Here is a 21,863-nt window from a genome sequence, read left to right as displayed (position 1 = left end):
TTAGTCCTTAACAAGCTCAGTGAGAGAGGAAATGATGCGCGCGGCATCGGCGGAAATGCGAGAGACGATCTCAGAACACGGAGCGACATCGTGGATAAGCCCCTGCGAAGTACCGCAGGTCCATACGCCCGCATCCAAGTCACCGGTCTCGTAGACCGCACGGCCGCGCTTACCGGCGACGAGGTGGCGGATATCCCCGAACTCTGCACCTTGGGCGAGGCGCTCGGCCACCTCATCGCTCACGGCATTCTTGGCCACGCGGGTGGAATTGCGCAGCTCACGGAGGATGAGCTGGGTATCGAGTTCACTGCGCTCCACGATGGTCTGCTTGACGTTCTCATGCACCGGGGCCTCGGTGGAGGCCACGAAGCGGGTGCCCATGTTGATGCCTTCGGCGCCCAGTGCCAGGGCGGCAGCGAGCCCTCTGCCATCCGCGAAGCCGCCCGAGGCGATGATGGGGATGTCGAGTTGATCCGCGGCGGCGGGGATGAGGACGAGGCCCGGGATATCATCCTCGCCAGGGTGGCCGGCGCATTCGAAGCCGTCGATGCTGACGATATCCACGCCGACCTTCTGCGCGCTGAGCGCGTGGCGCACCGAGGTGCACTTGTGGATGACGGTGATGCCAGCATCCTTGAAAGCCGGCATGTGCTCTTTAGGGTTATTGCCAGCAGTTTCTGCGATCTTCACGCCTTCCTCAATGATGACGTCGCGGTACTCGGCATAGGGTGGTGGGGTGATTGCCGGCAGCATGGTGAGGTTGACGCCGAATGGCTTGTCGGTGAGCTCGCGGGTGCGGCGAATCTCGTGGCGCAAATCCTCCGGGGTGGGCTGGGTGAGCGCGGTGATAACACCGAGGCCTCCGGCATTAGATACAGCAGCGGCGAGCTCTGCGCGGCCGACCCACTGCATGCCGCCTTGGATGATGGGGTGAGTGATGCCGAGCATCTCGGTAACGCGGGTGGAAATCATGAGAGTTGTGCTCCTTCGTGGTGGGAAAGCGAGGTGGGAGTGCTGAATGAGTTTTGAGCTAGATCGGGTGAATGGCTATTCGGAAAAATGGGTTCGCAAGCGGTCCCTGAGGTCGTCGGGCAGGGCAATGGGACGGCGCGCGGAGACGTCGATAAGCACCAGCGTCGCCGTGGCAAACACGCACGAGGTGCCGTCCTGGATGAGTTCGTGGGCGACTTGGTAGGAGGTGGTTCCAATGCGGGAAATCCACACGCGAGCCTCGATGGAATCGGCGTAGGTGAGCTCGGCGTCATACTGGACTTCGAGGGAACGCACCACGTGAGCATAGGAATCGGTGGCGACGGGGCCGGTAAGAGTGGCGGCTGCACGAACGCGCGCCTCCTCAAGGAGGGTGACCACCGTGGCGTTATTGACGTGGGCGTTCGCGTCTTGGTCGGACCATCGCAAAGCGAGGGTTATGGGGATAGCGTTGTCGGGCGCGCGCATTGTTCCTCCTGGGGCGAGCGGGTAGAGTGATGTACATTACTATACCTACGAATTGTGGTTCGTTGCTCGAATCGTGAGGAGAATGCCATGACAGATCTTCTGGGAATCGATGCTCTGCTGAGCGAAGAAGAAAAAGCCACTCGCAACCGCGTCACCGCATTGGTGGATGAACACATCCGGCCGTATGTGGGGCAGTGGTACGAGGACGCGGTGCTGCCGGAGTCTATCTTTCCGGTGCTGGCGGAGGCTGGTCTGTTCGGAATGCACTTAGAAGGCTATGGCTGCGCCGGGCGCTCCGCAGTTGAATACGGACTAGCCATGCAGGAGCTGGAAGCGGGGGACTCCGGTATCCGCACGGTGGTATCGGTGCAGGGATCGCTAGCGATGTCGGCGATTTATAAGCACGGCTCGGAGGAGCAGAAGCAACAGTGGCTTCCCCAGATGGCCGCCGGCGAGATCATTGGTTGCTTCGGTCTGACGGAGCCCACCGCGGGCTCGGACCCGGCGGGCATGGCGACGATGGCCCGCTATCGCTCCGGCGAATGGGTACTGGATGGTGCGAAGCGCTGGATTGGCCTGGCAAGCGTGGCCGGGGTGGCTATCATCTGGGCCAAGGTTTCTGAGGAGGATGCCGCTACGGCTGGCGTGGAGGCGGGCGTGCGCGGGTTCATCGTGCCGACCTCCACGCCGGGGTTTAAAGCGACGCCAATTACCCGCAAGCTGTCGATGCGCGCTTCTATCCAGTGCGATATTGAACTGGAAGGTGTGGCTGTGCCTGGCGACTCCCTGCTGCCCAAGCACCCTGGCCTTAAGGGACCGTTCATGTGTCTCAACGAGGCGCGCTTCGGCATTAGCTTCGGTGCCTTGGGTGCTGCGCGCGATTCTTTGGAGGTGGCACTGGAGTATGCCAAGGAGCGCAAGCAATTCGACCGCTCGCTGGCGTCCTTCCAGCTCACCCAGCAAAAGCTGGTGGATATGGCGGTGGAGCTGAACAAGGGTCAGCTGCTGGCGCTCAACCTGGGGCGCGCCAAAGACGCGGGCACGCTGGAGCCCTACCAAATTTCGGTGGGCAAGCTGGCCAACTGCCGAACCGCCATTGAGATTTGCCGCCAGGCACGCACCATCCTGGGCGGCAACGGTATCACCGCGGACTTCTCACCGTTGCGCCACGCCGCCAACCTAGAATCAGTGCGCACTTATGAGGGCACGGATGAGATCCACACGCTGATTCTGGGGCGCGTGCTGACGGGGGAGCAGGCGTTTAGTTAGAACTAAGCCCGAAACCTCTCCTCCAAGTGGTTTCGGGCTTAACTATTTCTAGTTGGCGATGAAGTACATCTGCTTATTGATGAATTCTTCGATACCGAGTGAGCCAAGCTCGCGGCCGAAACCTGAACGCTTGACGCCACCAAACGGCAGTTCAGGACCTTCACCAGTCGGGGTGTTGACATTACTCATTCCAGAATCGATGCGTTCAGCAATAGCTTGGGCTCGCTTGGAGTCTTGAGAGAACACCGCTGCTCCGAGGCCGAAAACATTGTCGTTCGCTATCTCGAGTGCTTCCTCATCGGTCTTAAATTTGTAGACAGTGGCTACAGGTCCAAAGAACTCCTCATAGTAGGAATCGCTGCCACGGGGGATACCTGTGATTACTGCCGGGGAGATGTAGGCTCCCTCATCGGAAAGCTCTCCGCCAACCAACAATTGACCGCCGGCTGAAACAGCGCGGTCGAGCTGGTCTTTGAGATTCTCTGCGGCGCTACGGGAAGAAAGCGGAGCATACACAGTTCCGCCGGCAGCATCTGGCAGCCCCGGCTCCATTTGCTGCGCAAGATGGACTAGTTCTTGAACAAACTCGTCATAAATGTCTTCTGCAACAATGAGCCGCTTGTTTGAATTGCAGGCTTGGCCAGTGTTGTACATGCGTGTTCCCCAAGCGAGCTCAGCTGCAGCTTTTACATTGTCCGTGTCGAGGATGATATACGGGTCTGAACCGCCAAGCTCGAGTACGGCTTTCTTGAGGTTCTCGCCAGCTTGAGCGCCAACGATAGCCCCAGCACGTTCGGAACCGGTAAGGGAAACTCCCTGAACGCGGGGGTCGGCGATAAAGGTGGAGATTTGCTCGTGGGTTGCAAAGACATTGGTATAAACCCCTGCGGGAACGCCGGCATCGAGAAAGATCTTTTCGATCGCCAGAGCAGAACGCGGGCAAATCTCTGCGTGTTTAAGGATGATGGTGTTTCCAGCGACAAGGTTGGGGCCTGCAAATCGCGCTACCTGGTAGTACGGGAAGTTCCACGGCATGATGCCGAGCAGCGGTCCGAAGGGACGGCGGCGAATATATGCTTTACCGTCAGCCTCCGTGGGGATTTCCTGATCAGCGAGGAATTTTTCCGCGTTATCTGCATAGTACTGGATAATGGCAGATGAAAACTCGGCTTCTTCGACGCCTTCAGGCAGGGGCTTGCCCATCTCTTCAGCAATGATGGCGGCGAGCTCATCCTTGCGTTCTTCGAACAGTGAGGCTGCCTTGGCCACAATCTCTGCTCGCTTTGCGACGGGCGTTGTAGACCACTCTGAGAAAGCCGCAGACGAAGCTTCGAGGATTGGCTCGATGGCAGCATTATCTAGCGCATCGAAGGTTTCAATGATTTCGTTGTTGGCTGGGTTCTGGACACGGTACTGAGACATTTTTCCTCCTAGGAAAAGGTTGGGGTGTTATCTGAACTGGAATCACTACGGCTAATGACTGAGCCGGTGAAGAATTCGGGATTGCGTAAACGGGTAATCATCATGAGGAGCAGGCCAAGCACTAGGATGCTGGCTCCTAAGATGAATACGATTCCGACGCCTCCGAGGGAAGAACCAGAGCCAAAGCTCGGGTCCATGGAGTCATAGGCGGTGATGAAAAACATGATGAGCAAGAAGCCACCGCCCAGCAGTGGGAATAGGAACTTGAAGAAGAAGTTTCGCACTGAAGTGAAGAGCTCTTTTCGGAAATACCACAGACAGGCTACTGCCGTGATTCCGTAATAGAAGCAAATCATGAGACCAAGAGCAGCAATTGTGTCCCACAGTGCATTCTCCGAGAGCACCCTTGTCACGGCGTAGAATGTCCCCGAAACGACGGTTGCGACAATCGTTGCGACGGTTGGAGTTTGAAACCTTGGGCTGATTCGCGCCAATTGTGGGGGAAGAGCTTTGTAGTAGCTCATTGCAAGAATCGTACGGGCGGGACTAACAAGCGTGGACTGCAGGGAGGCAAACGAGCTAGCTAGAACCGAGATATAAATGAGGATGGCGAACGGGCCCATAATTGGGTAGGAAAGCACGGCAAAAATGGATTCCTGATTATCAGGGTTACCAGCGCCTAATCCGGTTTCGCCGATTCCTGCCCACGCCATGACAGCCACCGCTGTAAGAACATACAAGATGATCGTGATGATGATCACGACGGTAGCCGCTCGGCCAGGGGTCTTTTCTGGGTTCTTGGTTTCTTCATTCATGGTTAGGGTGACATCCCATCCCCAGAACATGAAGATGGATAGCGAGATACCGGCTGCGACCACCGAGAAATCCTTCATTTCAAATGGGTTGAACCAACTGAATTGAATGGGGGTGAAGTCAAAACCATCTCCGTTGTATGCGCGCCATAAAGCTGCAATGTCGAAGGAGAGAATCGCGATGATTTGAATTGCGACGAGGATGTATTGCATCTTCTGCGTTGTATCCATACCCCGATATGCAACCCAAGCTGCAGCAATCAAGAACACAAGGGTTGTTGGAATATTCACCCAGAGGTTCCGCGTGAGTTCAGCAAGTTCGGGCTTACCTGCAAGCTGCGCGATGAGCAGGTAAAAGAAGTCGACGGCTACTGCGGCAAGATTCGACAGGACCAGAATCGTAGCGGCGATAAGGCCCCAGCCGCCCATCCATCCGACCCATGGGCCGAAAGCTTTTGTTGCCCATGTAAAGGTGGTACCGGAATCAGGAGCACGGTTGTTAAGCTCGCGGTAGGCAAAAGCAACAAGCAGCATGGGAATAAAGCCCAGAATGAGGACGGCCGGAACGAAGGCACCCACCGCCGAAATAGCAGGACCAATTCCCGAAGTTAGGGTGTAGGTTGGTGCTAAGCAGCTGATGCCAATGACAACTGCGCCGAGCAAACCGACTTTGCCAACTGCCAGGCCTTTGTCAGAAACTACTGGTTGTTCGCTCATGAGCGTTCACCTCCTTTCAGCGTCATGTAGCCCGAAGGGACAACAATGGATGGAACCGGAACATGCCTGAGGATTCGATGAGCGGTAGCGCCAAGGAAGAGCCGACCTTCACTGGCAATCCGTGCTGATCCAAGAACTGCTACTTCGCCTTCTTCCCAGCTAAGGTTTTGTAGCGCTGACTGGACACTTGCTCCCGATGTGGTGATGCGCGACGCCCGGCCTTTGGAAACCGCGTCCTCGATTGCTTCGGAAAGCTGCTGCTCGAAAGTGACCCCGGAATCTTCTCCAGAAATCTTCAGAGTAATGATGCGCAGCGGGACCTCTCGGCGGTATGCGCGGTCGAGCCCGATAGCAGCGACATCTGATCGTCCTTGTCGCGGGCCGACAAGTGCAGAAACGCACGTTATTGGTCCGGGATATGAATAACCTTGGGGAGCTAGCGCGACTGGGACTTGCGCTGTGTAGAGCAAGGAACTGGACACTGTACCGATGCGGAATCGGTTCAAGAGTCCGCCTGAGCGTGCTCCGACGATAATTAGATCGCATTCAAGTTCTTGCGCGGCGTCATTCAAGGCGAGCGCGGGATCGGTTCCCTCCACAATGTGACACGTCGCAGAGATATCAGAGGGAAGACTCTCTACTGCGTCGGTGAGGCGCTGTTGGGTTTGCTTTCGCACGATTGCGTTGTAGCCAGGGTCCTGAGTCTGCACGCCAAACCCTTGAGGGGTAATTGGTGGAACAACAGAGACTAGTTTTAGGGTGACTTGGCGCTTGCGTGCGAGAGCGATTCCCAAGTGGAGTGCATCGTGGCCATCACTAGTATCGATATAGGCGACGAGCAAGGAGCCGCTAGCTTTGCGGCGTGGAAAGTCGGTGAGTGGATTCATTGACAGTCACCGCTTATCCCTGCCCAATGATCTGCTGCGCAACGGTTTCGCCGATACGTACTGCGCCGTCGACGTGCTGGTAACCTGCACCAGCGATGTCAGAGGAAGAGTAATAGATCGGACCGACTGGTTGGTTTTGGAGATGGCCCCATCGCGATAATCCGCCCAAGTCATAAGATGTTGCGTAAGCTCCGCGAGTCCACTCTTCAGCCGCCATATCGGAGAGGAAGAATGCGATGGGATTCTTTACCTTGTCACCAAGGTAAATGGACATTGCATCGAGGATTCGCTCCTTGCGTTCTTCGGCGGTGAGCGCCCACATCTCCTCGGCGTAAACATCGGAGACGAAGCCGACTAATGTGCCGAAGGTATCTTCCTTTCCTTCCTCCCCGCCCGCAAAGTTCTTTCCGTAATTTGTGTTGTCATAGATTTCAGCAACGAGTCGATCGCCACCGAATGCAGTACCGGACAATCCCTCCTCGCGCCAGAAGGGGGTTTCATAGACAGCATGAACTTTAATGACTAAGCCCATGGAAATGTGCTGGTGGGCAACATGCTGCTCGCGTGGTAGCGGTGGCACATAGGAAATGCGATTGTAGAGGTTGGGCGGAACCGCAAGGATTGCGTATTGAGCATGGACAATTGCTCGGTCCGAGTAAGCGGTTACGGTGCCAGGGCCGCCGTTGTTGGCTACACCGTTGCGGACATCCGCTTCTACATTATTGGGGGCATCCGCCGTAGCGGGATCCGGCGTAGCCCACTCGAGAGTGCGTACAGGTGAGCTCAAGATGACGTCGTCGCCGAGTTCCTCAGCCATCGTTATGGAGACGGACTGCATGCCGCCAACGACACGCTTGTCAAGCAAAAAGTCTTCATCAACAAGGTTGTCGAATGAGCCGGCCGATGAAGCCATGAGGGCTGCTTGGAGCACGGAAAAAGTCCGAGAAGGCTTGGTGAGCATCCCTGAAGAAATATAAAGGGAGATGTTGTCGATTGCTTCGGAATCGTCGGAAAGGCTCTCCAGCCAGTCGCGGAACGATTGGCTGTCTAGTTCCTCTGCGCGTGGGTGCTCCCAAGGGGCATCCGCGTCGACTTCCTCGGCTAGCTGATTGAGCTTACTAATCAGCCGATCCATTTCGGCAGCAGTTTCCTTTGAAGTCGGGAACGTATCTCCTTCGAACTCGTGTCGCGTGCCATCCGGGGAAACATAAACCGACTTTCCTTCGCGGTAGCGGTCGAAGGTTTCGAGACCAAGCTCTTCAACAAGCTCTGTCAGTCGTGTTTGATCGGGCGAGATCCACTGACCGCCGATTTCGATGAAGTGCTCGGCGCCCTGGGCATCTAGCACCTTGCCGCTCCATGTTCGGCCGCCGACACGATTGCGCGCTTCGAGAACGCAGACTGACTTGCCTGCCTTCTTTAGGGTGCGGGCAGCCATGAGACCCGAAGCGCCGGCGCCGACGATTACAACATCAACTGTGCGCTCTTCAGCGCTGGTATTACCATTTGGTTGCGTGACCATTGGAGTGTTTCTCCTTCGCGTGCGGTAGGTATGCGGGGGAGGGAACCTTCGTACGAACGACGGTGCTCCGGCGTTAAATTAAACCCTTTAATTTAACGCTGTGACTACAGTAACAAACTTGCGGAGAGAATTGTAGGGATCACAGTGGAAAAAGTTTCGCGCCCCAAAGGGCGTCCGGTTAAAGCGCTGGTAAGCCGGCAGAAAATTGCGTCAGCCGCATTGCGTATTGTTGAGTGCAAAGGGCTTGAGGCTCTGTCTATGTCAGCGGTGGCGAGATCTATGAAAGTGAGTACAGCAGCGCTCTACAATCACATTTCAAATAAGGAAGAGTTATTGGCGTTGGTGCAGGATGACATCATTGCCAAAGTTGATACTTCAGTGCTCCAAGGTGCGCTTGCAGGCGAAATTTCGGCAGTGGATGCGCTTCGAAAATGGGCATGGTCTTATCGTGACATCCTGGCTGCCAACATCCCTCTAATTCGCGTTATTACCCAGCTTCCTCTTTATGGATCGCCACAAACGATTGCGATGTACGAAGCGCTAGTTCAAGTGATTTCACTTGCCGGAGTACCCGAGCGGGATGTCATTACGAGATTGGTTGCAATTGAGGCATTGGTTTTTGGCTCTGCCTATGACGTCCATGCGCCCTTGGATATTTTTGCCTCACCGGGACCCGAGGATAGTGCTTTGAATAAGATGAATTCGATTTACTTGGCGCAGTTTAGAGAACAATCATCTGACGAAAAAGAACAAGCTAGACTTCGTGCGGACAAGTCCTTTGAGGCGGGGCTGGAAGCGCTTATAAAAACGCTCCTATAGACGCCGTGGCGCCTTGATCAATGCAATCGTGTCAACGATCACGTAGCCCTCCCCGGTACTTCGTATATCCGGGGAGGGCAAATGTAGGTGCTCAAAACTACCTAGGCTTAGGCCTTTCTCGGCTTTTTAAAGTCCGTGTCCTTCAGCTTCGAGGCGTTCGGATCGATCGGGCGTCCGTCAGCGTCCAGATCGTTGAGCTCAGCGAGCTCGGTGAAGTCCGCCTGGGCATCGGCGAAGCCTTCTTCCGGATCGATTTCATCGAAGTTGCGGATGGTGCCGTCGCGTTCGTCCTTGAACATGTCCTTGCCGTAGATGACCAGAACCATGATGATGCCGGCGGCGAATCCCCATGCGGCACCCTGGGTGGCCAGCACGCCGGCGGTAACGCCTGCGATACCCAGATCCTTCTGGTTCTTGGCCTCCATGATGCCCACGCGCACAGACACGAAGCCCTGAATGATGAGCGTCAGTGCCAAGCCCACCGGCAGGATGGGCTCCACGAAGGAGGTAATCGGCAGCAGGAGGAGGCCTGTGTTAGTACCCCAACGGAAAGAGCCCGCGCCGCCAAAGATGGTGCGCATGGCGCGCTTGCCCTGCTTGTAGCGTTCAACGATGACCACGTGCATCGCCGCCCACAGCGGGCCACACATGGCGATGTCCGGGCCGATGATGGACATCAGCATGTTGCGGCCGCCGAAGAGCAGGTGCGCGCGCGATGGGCTGTAGACCACGGCCTCGTCCGTGCGGACGTGGTCGGCTTCCTTGAGAACGGCGTTAGCCTGCAGGACGTCACCGAAAACAACGATGTACGCAGCCAACACCGTGGGGATAGCGGTGAGGAACATGTGCGCCGGCGGAAGACCGACACCGAAGACGGTGTACTCAGACCACAAGGTCATGAAGTCAGGTTTTGAAAAGCCCCACTCCCCGTCCGGCCAGGGAGCCTCGCCCGCCAGCGGTGCGACAAAGACCGCGACGAAGATGGCAGGCAGGATGCCTAGCGAAGCCAGGAAGCGCCAACCGGCGGCCTTCTGTCGTAGGGCTTGGAAACCTCGTGAATACATGAGGAAGAAAGCTACGGCTACCGCGATGGTGATGGTGATGGGGAAGGAGTGGAAACGTCCATCCTCCTTAAACACCGAGATGATGGCGGCAATACCGGCACCGAGAACGATGCCGGAGCGCAAGCCCGAGGGGATGAGGCGAACGACCTTTGACGCCCATCCCGTTATGCCCAGCGTTAGTGAGAATATGCCCAGCATCAGCTGGAAGCTGATCAGGGCCCAGATACGCTCTTCACCCTCCGGGAAGGTTTGGATGTAGACCGTCAGCAGCGGAATGGCCGGGGTAATCCAGCCCGGGACAACCGGGTCACCCAAGAGGTGGTGGGTCAGGTAGAGAAGGCCGTTGAGCATAACGACGGCCAGTGCCGCTTCGTAGGGCATGCCGAGGGCCTCGGTCATCAGGGGGATAGCGCCCAGGTCGACCACGCACATGAACAAGCCTTGGGCGAAGTCCGGCCATTCCATGCGGTAGTGCACGAATGGCAAACGGACATCAAAGGGCCCCATCTTCCAGTGGGGCGAAGCTTGACCGATGCCCTGATCTTCGGGTTCGGTGGCTTCAGTGGTTTCGGCCATGACGGCCTCCTTTCAAAGAAAAGGGACCAAGCCCTACGGGCGCGAACCACGCAGGGCTTGGTGAGGAAAGGTGAAGTGGTTGAGGTTTAGCTGAACTCCGTTTAGTCGAATTCGATGATCTGGCGCAGGGCCGCACCGTCAGACAGACGGTCCATGGCGGCGTTGATGTCCTCGAGCTTGATGTGATCGGAGATCAGGGCCTCGGCGTTGAGCTTGCCCTCACGCCACAGCTGCTCGTACTTCGGAATGTCCTTCGACGGAACGGAGGAACCCAAGTAGCAGCCGTGCACGCGGCGTGCCTCACCGGTCATCACGAGCGGGTCGATGGTGATGGTGGAGCCCGGTGCTGGCAGGCCAACGGTAACGGTCAGGCCGCCCGGTGCGGTGACCTTGTATGCGGTTTCCAGGGCCTTCGGGTGGCCGGCGGCCTCCACGACGGCGGTGAATTTCTTGCCGGACTCCTCAGCTTCCTGCGGGGTCATGGCGGAGGTGGCGCCGATTTCGAGCGCCTTCTCGCACTTGTCCTTCTGCATGTCGATGCCCACGATCTCCTTCACGCCGAGCGCAGCGGCGGTGATGATCGCAGCCATGCCCACGCCGCCGAGGCCGACGACAGCGATGCTGTCCTCCGGCTTCGGGTCGATCTCGTTGAGCACGGCGCCGCCACCGGTGAGGATGGCGCAGCCGAGGATAGCGGCGATGTCCGCCGGGACATCGGAGCCCACCGGTACGACGGAGAGCTCGGAGACCACGGCGTGGGTAGCGAAGCCGGAAACGCCGAGGTGGTGCTGGACCATCTCACCGTTGCGGGTGAGGTGGCGGGTGCCGCGAATGAGGGTGCCCTCGTTGTTGGTCTTGGAGCCGACCTCACAGGGCATCTTGCCGTCGGTCTTGCAGCCGGCGCACTCGCCGCAGCGCGGGAGGAAGGTCATGACTACGTGGTCGCCAACCTTGACGTTGGTAACGCCCGGGCCAATTTCCTCGACGATGCCGGCGGACTCGTGGCCCAGCAGCATCGGCAGCGGGCGTGGGCGGTTGTTGTTGACCACGGAGAGGTCGGAGTGGCAGAGGCCAGCGGCGGTGATCTTGACCAGAATCTCGCCCTCGCCGGGGGCGGTGAGCTCGAGCTCGCTCACGGTGATGGGCTGAGAGTCGGCGTAAGGGCGCTCATCGCCGGAGCGCTCCAGGACGGCGCCGCGAATGGTAATCGTGTCAGACATTGATACCTCCAGACATCGGATGGGGTTAATGCATCGCAATGTACGCCACGTCACGTCGGGGAGGGCGGGAATGGTGTGGGAAAACCTACACCCAATAGTTGTATGGGTGGGGAATTCTCTACCTACTCAGCGCGTGGGCGCGCAACGCTACGAAGACATCGAGCCCGCGCTGGCCCACGGCCCACTCATCTCCCATGAGCTCAGCGATCCGGTCGAGTCGCTGGCGCACCGTATTGGGGTGGATAAACATGGCGCGAGCTGTTTGCGGGATGCTGTGGCCGGAGAGCAAGTAGTGGTGCGCGGTATCGGTCAGCTCCGTGGAATGCTCTGCGTCATAACGCACCAACGGGCCGATCGTGCGCGTGGACAGCGCGCTCAACGCCTGCGGGTCCGCGCCCAAGATGAGGCCGACGGTGCCCAAGGTATCTTCGGTGACTAAGCGGCCTTGTACGCCGAGCGCTAAAGCTGACTCCAAGTAGGCCATAGCGGAATCGTGGGCGCTGCGTGCCGAATCCAGCCCGTCGAAGCCGATGGCAGAAACCGTCAAGTCAGAAAACTCAGACAGCAGCGGGGCAAGTGCCTTATCAATTGCTCGATCCGGCTGGTACAGCACGCACACGTGCTGGTCGTGGTGTGTGATAGCGGCATTTCCCGGCAGAAGGTGCTCTAGTTGCGGGCGAGTCGGCAAACTCTTTGCCGAGTGTAAGCCGACGAAATAGAGCTGTACCGAAGAATTCAGGCTGATTCCCGTTAGGTGGCGCAGACGAGCGATCTCCTCGCGCCCAGCATTACCCAGAGCGACGGCGTAGACGAGGTCATCGACTTTGCGCGCGGTGGCGTCGACAAGCGCTTCGGCAAAAAGAGCAATCGCAGTAAAGGCAGCGGAGGCGTGGCTGATGACGCGCAGTTCGGCATCGCTGAGCTCTTTGTCCACGCCAATCGTGCCTAAGGCCCGCCCGTTGAACTCCACGGGGAAGGTACTGGTTGGGGGAGTGTTCGGGGCACCTTCCGTGGTCCATAGGGACACCGGTGCATCGAGGCTATCAGCCAACACGCGTTCGAGTTCCTCAAAACTCGCGTTATTCATCAGCACGTGGAGCAGCTGCGTGTTGACCTCATTGAGCCACTGCAGTTCCTCCACGTGCCGGCTCAGCGCTATCTGGGAGCGGGTAAGCTCCGCGACGGACTCTCCCTGACTTTCGATGACTTGCGCATTTTCCAGAGCCACTGAGGTAATAGAGCCGAGCACCTCCAGTGCGGCGATTTCCTCGTGCGTGTAGTGGCGGGGGTGGCGGTCGCCCACCAGCAGCGCGCCAATCGTGCGTCCGGCAATGCGGATTGGGGCGCCGAGGATCCCGCGGATTCCTTCGGCTTCTACCGCGCGGTCCACGTAATCCACGTGGGTGACGTTGGGATCGGCGGAATGGTCATAGGTCCACGCCGGGCGGTTGGTGGCGGCCACAATGCCGAGGATTCCGGAGCCCATCGGCATATTGATGGTGCGGAACTCCTCCGTCACGACACCGCTGGTGGCCAGCACCTTAGTAAAGCCGGTGTCCTCATCGTTGAGGCTGAGGTAGCCCACGTCCGTGCCGATGGTGGAGCGCGCGTGGCGCACGATGGCACGGAAGATATCGGTGGATTCGCGGCCCGAGTTGAGCATGTGGGAGACGTCGAGAAGCTTGGTCGACATCACCCGCCACGTGTGGTTGGCGCGCATGGTTTCCTCAACGGCCCGAAGCGCGCCAAGCTCCTCGGCTGCCAGTTGCTCTCGCAACTCGTCGGGGACACGGGTGCCGCTGGCGAGGTGGGAGAGTACGGGGCCGAGGAGAGACATGCCCCCTAGCTTAGGGGGCTAGTCGGGGCGCTACCTACTTCCAGTGGGAGGAGGAACGCTTGGTCATCTGCTCGCGGTACTGCTGGGTGGTGGTGGGCAGGAGCTCACCGGTGGCCCAGTCCAGGATGACACCGTAGTGGCGGACCAAGTCGAGCTGGTCTAGCTCGCCGGCGTTGTAGCGCTCTGCCACGGACTCCGGGTTCTCCGCCAGCTTGTCCAGGCGGGTGGAGCGCAGCTCCTCGCGCAGCTTCTTGGTTTCCTCCTCATCGAGCTCGTACTCATCGATTTCGGGGTCGATGGGGCGGATGACCACACCGTAGTCCTTTGCGGCGCGGCCCACGGAGACATAGCCGTCAATGACATCCTCCAGCACGGCCTTCGGGTCACGCTCCAGCGCATCACCGAAGCCGCCGCCACCAGCAGATGGGCGCTCGAAGGTATCGCCCGGGCCTACCGGCACGTTGGAGAAGAGCGCGCCGAGGTACTGCTCATCCGGGGTCCCGCGGTTGAGCCATACACCCTGCGGGATGGAGGGCAAGCCGCCGTCGATGCCCCAGGTGACCGAACGGGAACGGTCACAGCAGTAACTCATCACCGTCTGGTTCGCATCCGTGAGCACGCCGCCCTTGGATACGCCGACGCCGCCGCGGAACTTGCCGGGGCCAGCCGAGTCGGTGACCAGCGCGTGGTGGCTGGTGAGAACCGGGGAGAGGCGCTCCTGGCCTTCCACCGGCTGGACCGCTAGTCCCGGGCCGAAGACCGGAGCGGTGGCAGAGGAACCATCGCGGTCGACGCGGCCGCCCCAGCCGCCGGCCATCCAGTCGTACCACATGAAGAACTCGCCCTTATCCTGCGGCTTCTTCGCATCGCGCGTATCCCAACCACCGATGAGAAGGTACTCCAGGTTGAAGGCACAGGCCATGGCGCGCTCTTGCATGAGCTGGGACCACAGTTCGAAGACGGCGTTCATGATCTTCTCGAAGGGGCCGGAACAGAAGCCGGTCACCGCGTGCGGCATGCCGGCGTTGACCACGGTTCCCTCGGGGCCGAGGTCGATATCCATGGCGCGGTAGAGGCCGGAGTTCAGCGGCACGTCGGGGAAGAAGGTCTTGGTACCGGCGACGATTCCGGAGAACGCGGAACCATAGCCCGCGTTGAGGAAGCTGGCCACAGCTGGTGCGGAGCCATCCAGCGAGTAGGACAGGCGCCCGCCCTTGATGCGCATCGTGACCTTAATCGGCACGAGGCCTTCTTCCTTGGCCGGGTCGAGGTCGATGTAGTCGACGGTCGACCACTCGCCGTCGTCAAGCTCGGCGACGCGGGCGCTGACGATGTCTTCCACGTAATCCTGGACCTCACGCAGCGCGGTGCGCACGATGTCGACCGAGTACTTGTCCACGAGGCGGTGGATTTCGCGCTCACAAACAGCGGTGGCCTCAGCCTGGGCCTTGAGGTCACCCATGACGATCTCGGGGCTACGGGTGTTGCCCGCCAGGAGCTTGGCGACGTCCTTGAGGAACACGCCCTTGGACCACACGCGCACCGGAGTAATACGCAGGCCCTCGGTGTAGTAGTTGGTGGCGGAAACATCGAAAGAACCCGGGACGGAGCCGCCGGCATCCGCCCAGTGGCCCTTGTTCTGCGCGAAGGCCAGCAGGGTGCCCTCGTAGAAGATAGGGCGCAGGAAGGAAACGTCGTTCATGTGCGTGCCGCCCTGGTAGGGGTCATTGATGGCGAAGACGTCGCCTTCGTGGATGTCATCCCCAAATTCCTTGAGCACGGCCTGGCACTGAAAGTGCAGCGTGCCCACGTGCACGGCAATGTCCTGGTCACCCTGCATGACGGTGTTGCCCTCGGCATCGCACAGCGCGGAGGAGAAGTCGCGTGAATAGATAACGAAGGAGTAGCACGTACGCAGAATCTGCTCGGACATGAGGTTGACCGAGGTGGCGAAGGCGTTCTTGAGCACCTCGAAGGTCACCGGATCGAGTGAACGGCGGTTGGACGAGGACTTATTCTGCGTCTGCGACTGAGTTTGGGTTGTAGTCATGTCGATTCCTTTCAAAGGAGAGTCTTAAGGCGAGAGTCTTAGGCGTTGGTGGCCTTGCCGATGTGGATGCGGATGTTGGACCACTCATCAATTTCTGCGCGGTCTCCTGGCGGAATAACGGTGGTGGCGTCGAACTGATCGATGATGGCGGGGCCGTTGAGCTTCGCACCAGCCTTCAAATCCGGGCGGTGGTAAATCGGGACATCGGCCCAGCCGCCGTGGGCGGAGAAGTACACCGGGCGGGTCGTCTCCGGAAGCTCTGCTTCGTGCTCTTCAACCTCGTAATGCTTGAAGGGCGGGTTCTCCAGCTCACCGATGGCGATGAGGCCGATCTGGTAGAACTCCACGGCGCCCTCGCGGTCGGCGAAGGAGTACTCGCGCTCGTGCTCGTCATGGAACATGGCCACGGCATCATCCAGCGGGTTATCGGATTCCGGAATCTCTACGGTCAGGGAGCGCCACTGGCCGCGGTAGCGCATAGAGGCGGTCAGCTTGAACTTCATGCGCTCCTCGGGGACATGCTCCTTGTGGAGGCGCTCGCGGGCCTCGGAGATAAGCGCCTGGAATTCCTTGCGCAGGTCCGCAGTGTCCACTTCGTCCACGGGGGCTTGGTACATCTTGGTGATGTCATGGCGGATGTCCACGAGCAGGCAGCCCTGAGCAGAGGTCACGCCCGGGTGCGGTGGGACGACGACGGTGGGGATGGAGAGGTCACGGGCCACCTCAGCACCGTGCAGTGCGCCGGCGCCGCCGCCGACGACGAGAACGAAATCGCGCGGGTCATAGCCGCGGCGGATGGACAGCAGGCGAACGGCGTCGGCCATGTTGGCGTTGGCCACCTGCACGATGTTCTCCGCGGCGGTTTCGGTATCGAGACCGAGGGGTTCCGCGACCGTCTTGTTGACGGCTTCGCGCGCGGCATCCGGGTTCAGCTTCAGCGCGCCACCGATGAGCTCTGTGCCGAGGCGGCCGAGGGTGACGTTGGCATCGGTATTCGTGGCCTCGGTGCCGCCGCGCTCGTAGCAGACCGGTCCCGGATCCGCACCGGCCGACTGTGGGCCGTTGCGCAGGGATCCTGCCTCATCGATCCAAGCTTCCGAACCGCCACCGGCACCGATGGTGCCCACCTCAATGGACGGGAAGCAGATGGGGAAGCCGTACTCGACCTGCCACTGCTTGGTAATGCGAATATCACCTTCGTAGACCAAGGCGATATCGGTGGAGGTACCACCCATCTCCAGGCCGATCGCGTTGGAGTAACCGCAGCGCGTAGCGATATCCTGCACCGCGATGGCACCGGCGGCAATGCCAGAGGCGGCCAAGCGGACCGGGTAGCGGGAAACCATCTCCGGGGTCATGGAACCGCCGCCGGAGTGGAGGAGCAGCAGGTCGCCGTCGTAGCCGCCTTCCTCCAGCTGGCGGGACAGGCGGTTGACGTAGCCGGAGACCAGCGGCGCTAGGACCGCATTGGCGACGGTCGTGGAGAAGCGGTCGTGCTCGAAGATCTCTGGGAGGATTTCGGAGGAGGTGGAGATGGCGGCGTCGGGAAGCTCCTCGCGCAGGATCTCCGCCATGCGCTCCTCGTGGGAAGCGTTGGCGTGGGAGTTGATGAAGCAGATCGCCACGGTCTCAATTTTCTTGCGGCGCAGGATGCCGGCGATGCGGCGTGCCTCTGCTTCATCGAGTGGGGTGACCTCCGCGCCATCGAAGTCGATGCGCTCTTCTACCTCGTAGCGGTCGCGGCGGCGGATGTAGGGCTCGGCAACGTCCTTGTAGGCGTCCCAGAGCTCATCCTTGGTGCCGTCACGAATCTCCAAGACATCGCGGAAGCCCTTCGTGGTGATGAGCGCTGCGGGTGGGAAGCGGCGCTGGATCAGCGCATTGGTGGCCACCGTGGTGCCGTGGGAGAACACCTCGACCTGGTTGAGCTGGACGTCGGCCGACTTGAGGCCGTTCATCACCGCCTTCATCGGGTCATCCGGGGTGGAGGGGACCTTCGCTACCGACAGCTCGTGGGTGTCGGTGTTAACGATCGCGACGTCGGTGAACGTTCCGCCGACGTCAACGGATACGCGAAATGGCTTGGTCTCCGTCATGGTGTGGACCTCTCTTTCAAAGGCTAGTGAATTCGGTTGGAAGAAATCTTCATATGCTTCCCGGAAGCCGGCAATGGAGAAATGGTGAATAGAGGTGGAAATAGGTGGAGGAAACTCCAAAAACCCAGGCTGAAGGCCGCTAGAATTACCTGATTAAAAGTAAGATAGGACACTATTTCTCGGAGGGTTAAGTGGCGTCACAAGAAGGTCCGGTGTTGCGCATCGCCGATCTCGTCGTGATGGAGCCGCGGTTGGGCCGCGTTAATAAAGCTCCCGAAAGCGAAGATTTTGTGGGATTGTGTGCTGAGGGCGATGGCGACGTGACAGGCTGGCTGGTCTTGCCCCGAGAGGAGGGAACGCCCCGCGCCATTCAGCGCCGTCTCGCGGATGCCGCCGGTGTGGTCTTCCTTGAGTCCGAGTTTGATGAGCAGGAAATTCTGGACTCGGTGGATGGCAGCGTGGCCCTCTTGTACGGCACCGGAGGGGTGACGCGCCAAGACATTCGCCGCGCCGTGGATGAGCTGCTTCGGCGCCAGCCCAACCTTGCCTCCTGGCGGAAGCTGAGCACCATTGGTCAGCTAAGCCCGGGTCTGGTTAACCCGGCTCCGGAATCTGAGATCCTCGCGCGCTTTGCCCGGTTTAGCGGTGATTCCCTGCTGCTCTTGAGCATCGATGGGCGGGTCATTGCGGCAGCCGGCGAGCTTCCCGCGCGCAGTATTGCCCGTTCCCTATCGGTGGTCACTAACCACAGCACTACTACCTTGCACGTCGGGCGCTGGAAGGTCTTTGCCCGGTGGCTTGACATTGCTGGCGAAAGCCCTTCCTTCGACCATGGTTATTGGTTGATCCGAGGGAGGCAGACCAGTCAGGACGCAGACTTCGATGACCCTAGCTTTGCGGCATTGGAGGAGCTGCTTACCGCCTCCTTGCTGGCGCAGCGAAATATTCAGCGCAACCACGTCGCCGAATCCAGCGCGTTGTTGGTGGCCTTGTGTGATGAGAACTCGAATAGGGAGGAGGTGGCGACGACCTTGCGCAGAAGGGGATTTTCAGAGCATGCGAAGATGCGGCTCATTGTCTCCGACTCCGTGAAGGACTCCTACCGCAGCGATGTCCGGGACAAAGCCTTCGCCGTGGCCCAAGATGCGGGCGTGCCACTGGTGCTGGGATATGTGGCTGGCCGCACCTGCGTGCTGACGACGCAATCGGGTACTGAGACCAAGATTGCGGACGTGCTCTTCGGCTCAGTGGGGCTTTCCGATGGCTTCGACACCGTCGAGCAGGGCCCGCAGGCGTGGCGGCAGGCTTTGCTTGCTGCCGTCGTGGTGGATCGGAAGCACTCCTTGCACCTGCAAAACCTGGAGTTTTCTCAGTGCAGCGCCATTGAGAAGGCAGCGGCCTACCTGGGCCAGCGGGGCCTCGAAGATGCGGTGGGGGAGCTCGACCGCGCGATCGGCTCCATCAAGAACGGCGAAGAGATTTTTCATGCCTACGAGGCTGAAGGGTTTTCCGTCGCCCGTACGGCCAAGGTCGTGGGCGTGCATTCCAATACGGTCCGGCACCGGCTGGAAGCACTGGGGGACCGCATCCGCTTCTCCGATGCGGACCTGGTCCTCTGGGCGCTGTGGAAAGCATTGCGCCCCCGCATGCAGCGCTAAGCGGCTGGATACGGGGGCACAGAGGAGACGAGAGAGTAGAGAGTGAGAAGAGGAGCGGAGAGAACTACACCTTCTTCTTGGTGCGCGGGATGGGCTTGCCGGTAATCAGCGCGTGGAGCTTGCCGTCACCGATCTGCAGCTCTTCCGGAATGTCCTCGGAATCAACCTCGGTCATGATCTCCTTGATGAAGTCAGATTCCGGGATGGAGGAGTTGCGAGCGATGGCCACCAGCTCACGAGCCTCCTCATCGGAGAGGTGGTTGTCATTCTCAAAGCGCTTCTTGAGTAGCTCACGCGCGCGGCGGCGCAGGTCGGCCTCAGACTGCAGGTCCTTGCGGTTCTTCAGCCAGGCGAAGCCAATGATGAACATGATGGCAATGCCCATGTATCCCAGAATCGGGTAGACCCAGCCGATGAGGTTGGAGAAGCCGACGAAGGAGAGCACGAAGCCGATGAGCACGGAAATGACATAAACCTTGTAGAAGTGCTGCGGCTTGCCGCGGGTCAGGCGCTTGGCAAAGGCATAGAACATACCAATCGCGGTGTTATAAATCATGCCGTAGATGGCAACGGACATGGCGATACCAAGCCATGGGTGGATCTGCTCAATCATGGCCAGCGTTGGCATTTCAGCCTCGGTGATCGGGCCCACGGAGACGTAGAGGCCGCCGACCAGGACCGCCAGCAGGAAGAGGAAGCATACGCCTCCGAGAATGCCGCCGTAGCCCACCTCTTTGGCATCGAGGAAGTTGCCGCCGATGACGATCATCATGGAGACCACCACGATGACGTTCAGCCCCAAGTTATTGATGGCGGAGACCCACCAGTTGGGCAGCGTGGTGGGAATGTTCTGCGCCTGCTCGTTGAGGTGCGACCAATCGGGGTTGGCCGTGAGCACGGTGTAGACGGTGCCGATGGTCAGCAGAATGATGATGAATGGGGTGATGACTCCAATGGCGATGGTCACCTTGTCCACATCGAGCAGGCCGGTTAGCAGGGTGAGCACGAGCATGAGGACCGCGCCGATCCATACCGGCCAGCCCCACTGCTGGTTAAGGTTGGCGCCGGCACCGGCAAACATGGCGAAGCCGATGCAGAAGAGACAGGTCAGCGTGGCGAAGTCGAGGATCTTCGACACGATGGGGGTGGACACCGCGTTGAACACGGAAGTGTGCTCCTTGGCACGGTGATAAGAACCTAGTTGGAGAATAGTGATACCGGAGATGGTCATGGCCAGTGCAGTAACGATGGCACCGACGATGCCCATGTTGCCGAAGGCAACGAAGTATTGGAGGGCCTCGCGGCCGGACGCGAAGGAGGCACCCGCGAGCACGCCGATGAAGGCCATCGCGATGCCGAATGAGCGTTTAAGCATGGTGAACCTAACTTTAGGTGGATAGAAATCTCTACTTATGCAAACGGGGCAGGCGGCCTAGGAAAGGTGCCTGCCCCGTGCGTGATGGAGCGGAAGCTTTTAGTTCGCTGCCGCCTTGATGAACTCGGCGACGACTGCGAGCTCTTCCTCACCGCGGTCAATGACACCGGCGGAGGTGAACAGCCCGTGGTGGTAGCCCACGAGATGTTTGTGCGTGACGTCGACGCCTGCCTTAGCTAGCTTCCCGGCATACTCAATGCCCTCGTCCGCCAGCGGATCGTTATCCACCGTGATGACGAGTGACGGGGGCAGACCCTCTGGGAGCTCGTCAAGCAACAGTGGGGAGAGATCCGTGGCCGTACGCTGTGATTCCTCCGTGACGAAGGTATCGATGAACCAGCGCATGGTGTCCGATGCCAGCGGGAAGCCCTCCTCCAAGCGCTTGTAGGAGGCCCCATTTTCGGTTCGCTCGCGAGAGCAATCCGTGATCGGGTAGAGCAGGATCTGGGAGCTGAGCTTGGCAGCGTTCTCTTCGCCCACAAACTCGTTTGCCAGGGTGGCAGCGAGCTGGCCACCGGCCGAGTCACCCGCCACCGAGATGGAGGTCACGGTCAGGCCGTGCTCAGCCGAGGAATCTGACAACCAGCGGTAGGCGGCGCGGCAATCGTCGATAGCCGCCGGGTAGGTGTGCTCCGGAGCAAGGCGATAGTCCACGGCAACGACCGGGAGACCGGTCAGCACCGCGATACGGCGTACCGAGGAGTGGTGGGTCTCCAGGTTGCCCATGAGCCAGCCACCGCCGTGCATGTAGAGCACCGCAGGGGTCTCCTGTCCGCGCTCCGCCTCCGGGCGGGGGTCGTAGAGGCGAACCTGGAACTGGTCGACCTGGAAATCCGTGGTCGCGGGTTCCTTCTCCTCGTGGAGCGGGTTGGCGTGGGCAGAGGCTACGTAGTTCTCACGCACCTGCGGGATGGGGAAGTTATGGAAGGACTTCGCCCCACCATCGCGGAAAGGTTTCAGCGCCTTCCACGCATCCTCAGCGACGGGGCGCCCGGAGTATTCGTCGTGCAGAGTGTGCATT

16 protein-coding genes are annotated in these 21,863 nt (G+C 59.6%); 3 read left to right on the top strand and 13 right to left on the bottom strand.

The genetic code is table 11. The features are described 5' to 3' along the window. Together HMPREF2537_RS05875 and HMPREF2537_RS05870 are read right to left on the bottom strand one after the other, a co-directional pair. The gene (locus HMPREF2537_RS05875) at positions 1 to 972 is read right to left on the bottom strand and encodes an NAD(P)H-dependent flavin oxidoreductase (protein ID WP_070526367.1); all 972 of its coding nucleotides are present in this window, start codon (positions 970 to 972) and stop codon (positions 1 to 3) included. Between the two features lie 75 nt (positions 973 to 1,047). Next, the gene (locus HMPREF2537_RS05870; RefSeq protein ID WP_010189254.1) at positions 1,048 to 1,458 is read right to left on the bottom strand and encodes an acyl-CoA thioesterase; all 411 of its coding nucleotides are present in this window, start codon (positions 1,456 to 1,458) and stop codon (positions 1,048 to 1,050) included. 87 nt (positions 1,459 to 1,545) lie between these two features. Between HMPREF2537_RS05870 and HMPREF2537_RS05865 the strand changes: the two genes are divergently transcribed. After that, positions 1,546 to 2,727, top strand: a complete 1,182-nt coding sequence (locus HMPREF2537_RS05865) for an acyl-CoA dehydrogenase family protein (protein ID WP_070526363.1) — start codon at positions 1,546 to 1,548, stop codon at positions 2,725 to 2,727. A gap of 48 nt (positions 2,728 to 2,775) precedes the next feature. Here the strand turns inward: HMPREF2537_RS05865 and HMPREF2537_RS05860 are convergent, their stop codons facing one another. The 4 genes from HMPREF2537_RS05860 to HMPREF2537_RS05850 are packed head-to-tail and all read right to left on the bottom strand — an operon-like array spanning position 2,776 to position 8,087. Beyond that, positions 2,776 to 4,149, bottom strand: a complete 1,374-nt coding sequence (locus HMPREF2537_RS05860; protein ID WP_070526360.1) for an NAD-dependent succinate-semialdehyde dehydrogenase — start codon at positions 4,147 to 4,149, stop codon at positions 2,776 to 2,778. An 8-nt stretch (positions 4,150 to 4,157) separates the two neighbouring features. Then, a complete protein-coding gene (locus HMPREF2537_RS05855) occupies positions 4,158 to 5,678 on the bottom strand; it encodes an APC family permease (protein ID WP_070526356.1) in 1,521 nt (506 codons plus the stop codon). Then, positions 5,675 to 6,565 carry a universal stress protein gene (locus HMPREF2537_RS12450; protein ID WP_083298976.1) on the bottom strand — a complete coding sequence of 297 codons (891 nt, stop codon included), beginning with the start codon at positions 6,563 to 6,565 and terminating at the stop codon, positions 5,675 to 5,677. Before HMPREF2537_RS12450 ends, HMPREF2537_RS05855 begins: the two co-directional genes overlap by 4 nt. 13 nt (positions 6,566 to 6,578) lie before the next feature. Beyond that, a complete protein-coding gene (locus tag HMPREF2537_RS05850; RefSeq protein ID WP_070526353.1) occupies positions 6,579 to 8,087 on the bottom strand; it encodes a flavin monoamine oxidase family protein in 1,509 nt (502 codons plus the stop codon). 144 nt (positions 8,088 to 8,231) lie between these two features. Here HMPREF2537_RS05850 and HMPREF2537_RS05845 point away from each other — a divergent pair, with 144 nt between their 5' ends. Next, positions 8,232 to 8,906: a TetR/AcrR family transcriptional regulator gene (locus tag HMPREF2537_RS05845; protein ID WP_083298975.1), complete on the top strand. Its 675-nt coding sequence runs from the start codon at positions 8,232 to 8,234 to the stop codon at positions 8,904 to 8,906. A gap of 107 nt (positions 8,907 to 9,013) precedes the next feature. Here HMPREF2537_RS05845 and HMPREF2537_RS05840 read toward each other — a convergent pair whose 3' ends face one another. The 5 genes from HMPREF2537_RS05840 to HMPREF2537_RS05820 form a co-directional block, all read right to left on the bottom strand. Then, on the bottom strand, positions 9,014 to 10,546 hold the full coding sequence (locus tag HMPREF2537_RS05840) for a permease family protein (protein ID WP_070526350.1): 1,533 nt from the start codon (positions 10,544 to 10,546) through the stop codon (positions 9,014 to 9,016). Between the two features lie 101 nt (positions 10,547 to 10,647). Next, positions 10,648 to 11,766, bottom strand: coding sequence for an alcohol dehydrogenase catalytic domain-containing protein (locus HMPREF2537_RS05835; protein ID WP_070526346.1), 1,119 nt, complete (start codon positions 11,764 to 11,766; stop codon positions 10,648 to 10,650). 118 nt (positions 11,767 to 11,884) lie between these two features. Continuing rightward, positions 11,885 to 13,603 carry a helix-turn-helix domain-containing protein gene (locus HMPREF2537_RS05830; protein WP_070526342.1) on the bottom strand — a complete coding sequence of 573 codons (1,719 nt, stop codon included), beginning with the start codon at positions 13,601 to 13,603 and terminating at the stop codon, positions 11,885 to 11,887. Positions 13,604 to 13,637: 34 nt separating this feature from the next. After that, on the bottom strand, positions 13,638 to 15,653 hold the full coding sequence (locus tag HMPREF2537_RS05825; protein ID WP_070526339.1) for a hydantoinase B/oxoprolinase family protein: 2,016 nt from the start codon (positions 15,651 to 15,653) through the stop codon (positions 13,638 to 13,640). A 38-nt stretch (positions 15,654 to 15,691) separates the two neighbouring features. Next, complete coding sequence (locus tag HMPREF2537_RS05820; RefSeq protein ID WP_070526335.1) at positions 15,692 to 17,749, bottom strand: hydantoinase/oxoprolinase family protein; 2,058 nt, start codon at positions 17,747 to 17,749, stop codon at positions 15,692 to 15,694. Between the two features lie 191 nt (positions 17,750 to 17,940). Here HMPREF2537_RS05820 and HMPREF2537_RS05815 point away from each other — a divergent pair, with 191 nt between their 5' ends. Then, positions 17,941 to 19,407, top strand: coding sequence for a helix-turn-helix domain-containing protein (locus HMPREF2537_RS05815; protein WP_070526332.1), 1,467 nt, complete (start codon positions 17,941 to 17,943; stop codon positions 19,405 to 19,407). A 64-nt stretch (positions 19,408 to 19,471) separates the two neighbouring features. Here HMPREF2537_RS05815 and HMPREF2537_RS05810 read toward each other — a convergent pair whose 3' ends face one another. Next, the gene (locus HMPREF2537_RS05810) at positions 19,472 to 20,782 is read right to left on the bottom strand and encodes a YkvI family membrane protein (protein WP_070526329.1); all 1,311 of its coding nucleotides are present in this window, start codon (positions 20,780 to 20,782) and stop codon (positions 19,472 to 19,474) included. A gap of 99 nt (positions 20,783 to 20,881) precedes the next feature. Then, the gene (locus tag HMPREF2537_RS05805) at positions 20,882 to 21,862 is read right to left on the bottom strand and encodes an alpha/beta hydrolase (RefSeq protein WP_070526325.1); all 981 of its coding nucleotides are present in this window, start codon (positions 21,860 to 21,862) and stop codon (positions 20,882 to 20,884) included. Position 21,863: the final 1 nt, after the last annotated feature.

Origin of the sequence: Corynebacterium sp. HMSC074E01 (genome assembly GCF_001808885.1) — a bacterium.
Classification (GTDB): domain Bacteria; phylum Actinomycetota; class Actinomycetes; order Mycobacteriales; family Mycobacteriaceae; genus Corynebacterium.
Note: the sequence above shows the minus strand (reverse complement) of the source record. Positions and strands in the feature narration are given on the sequence as shown.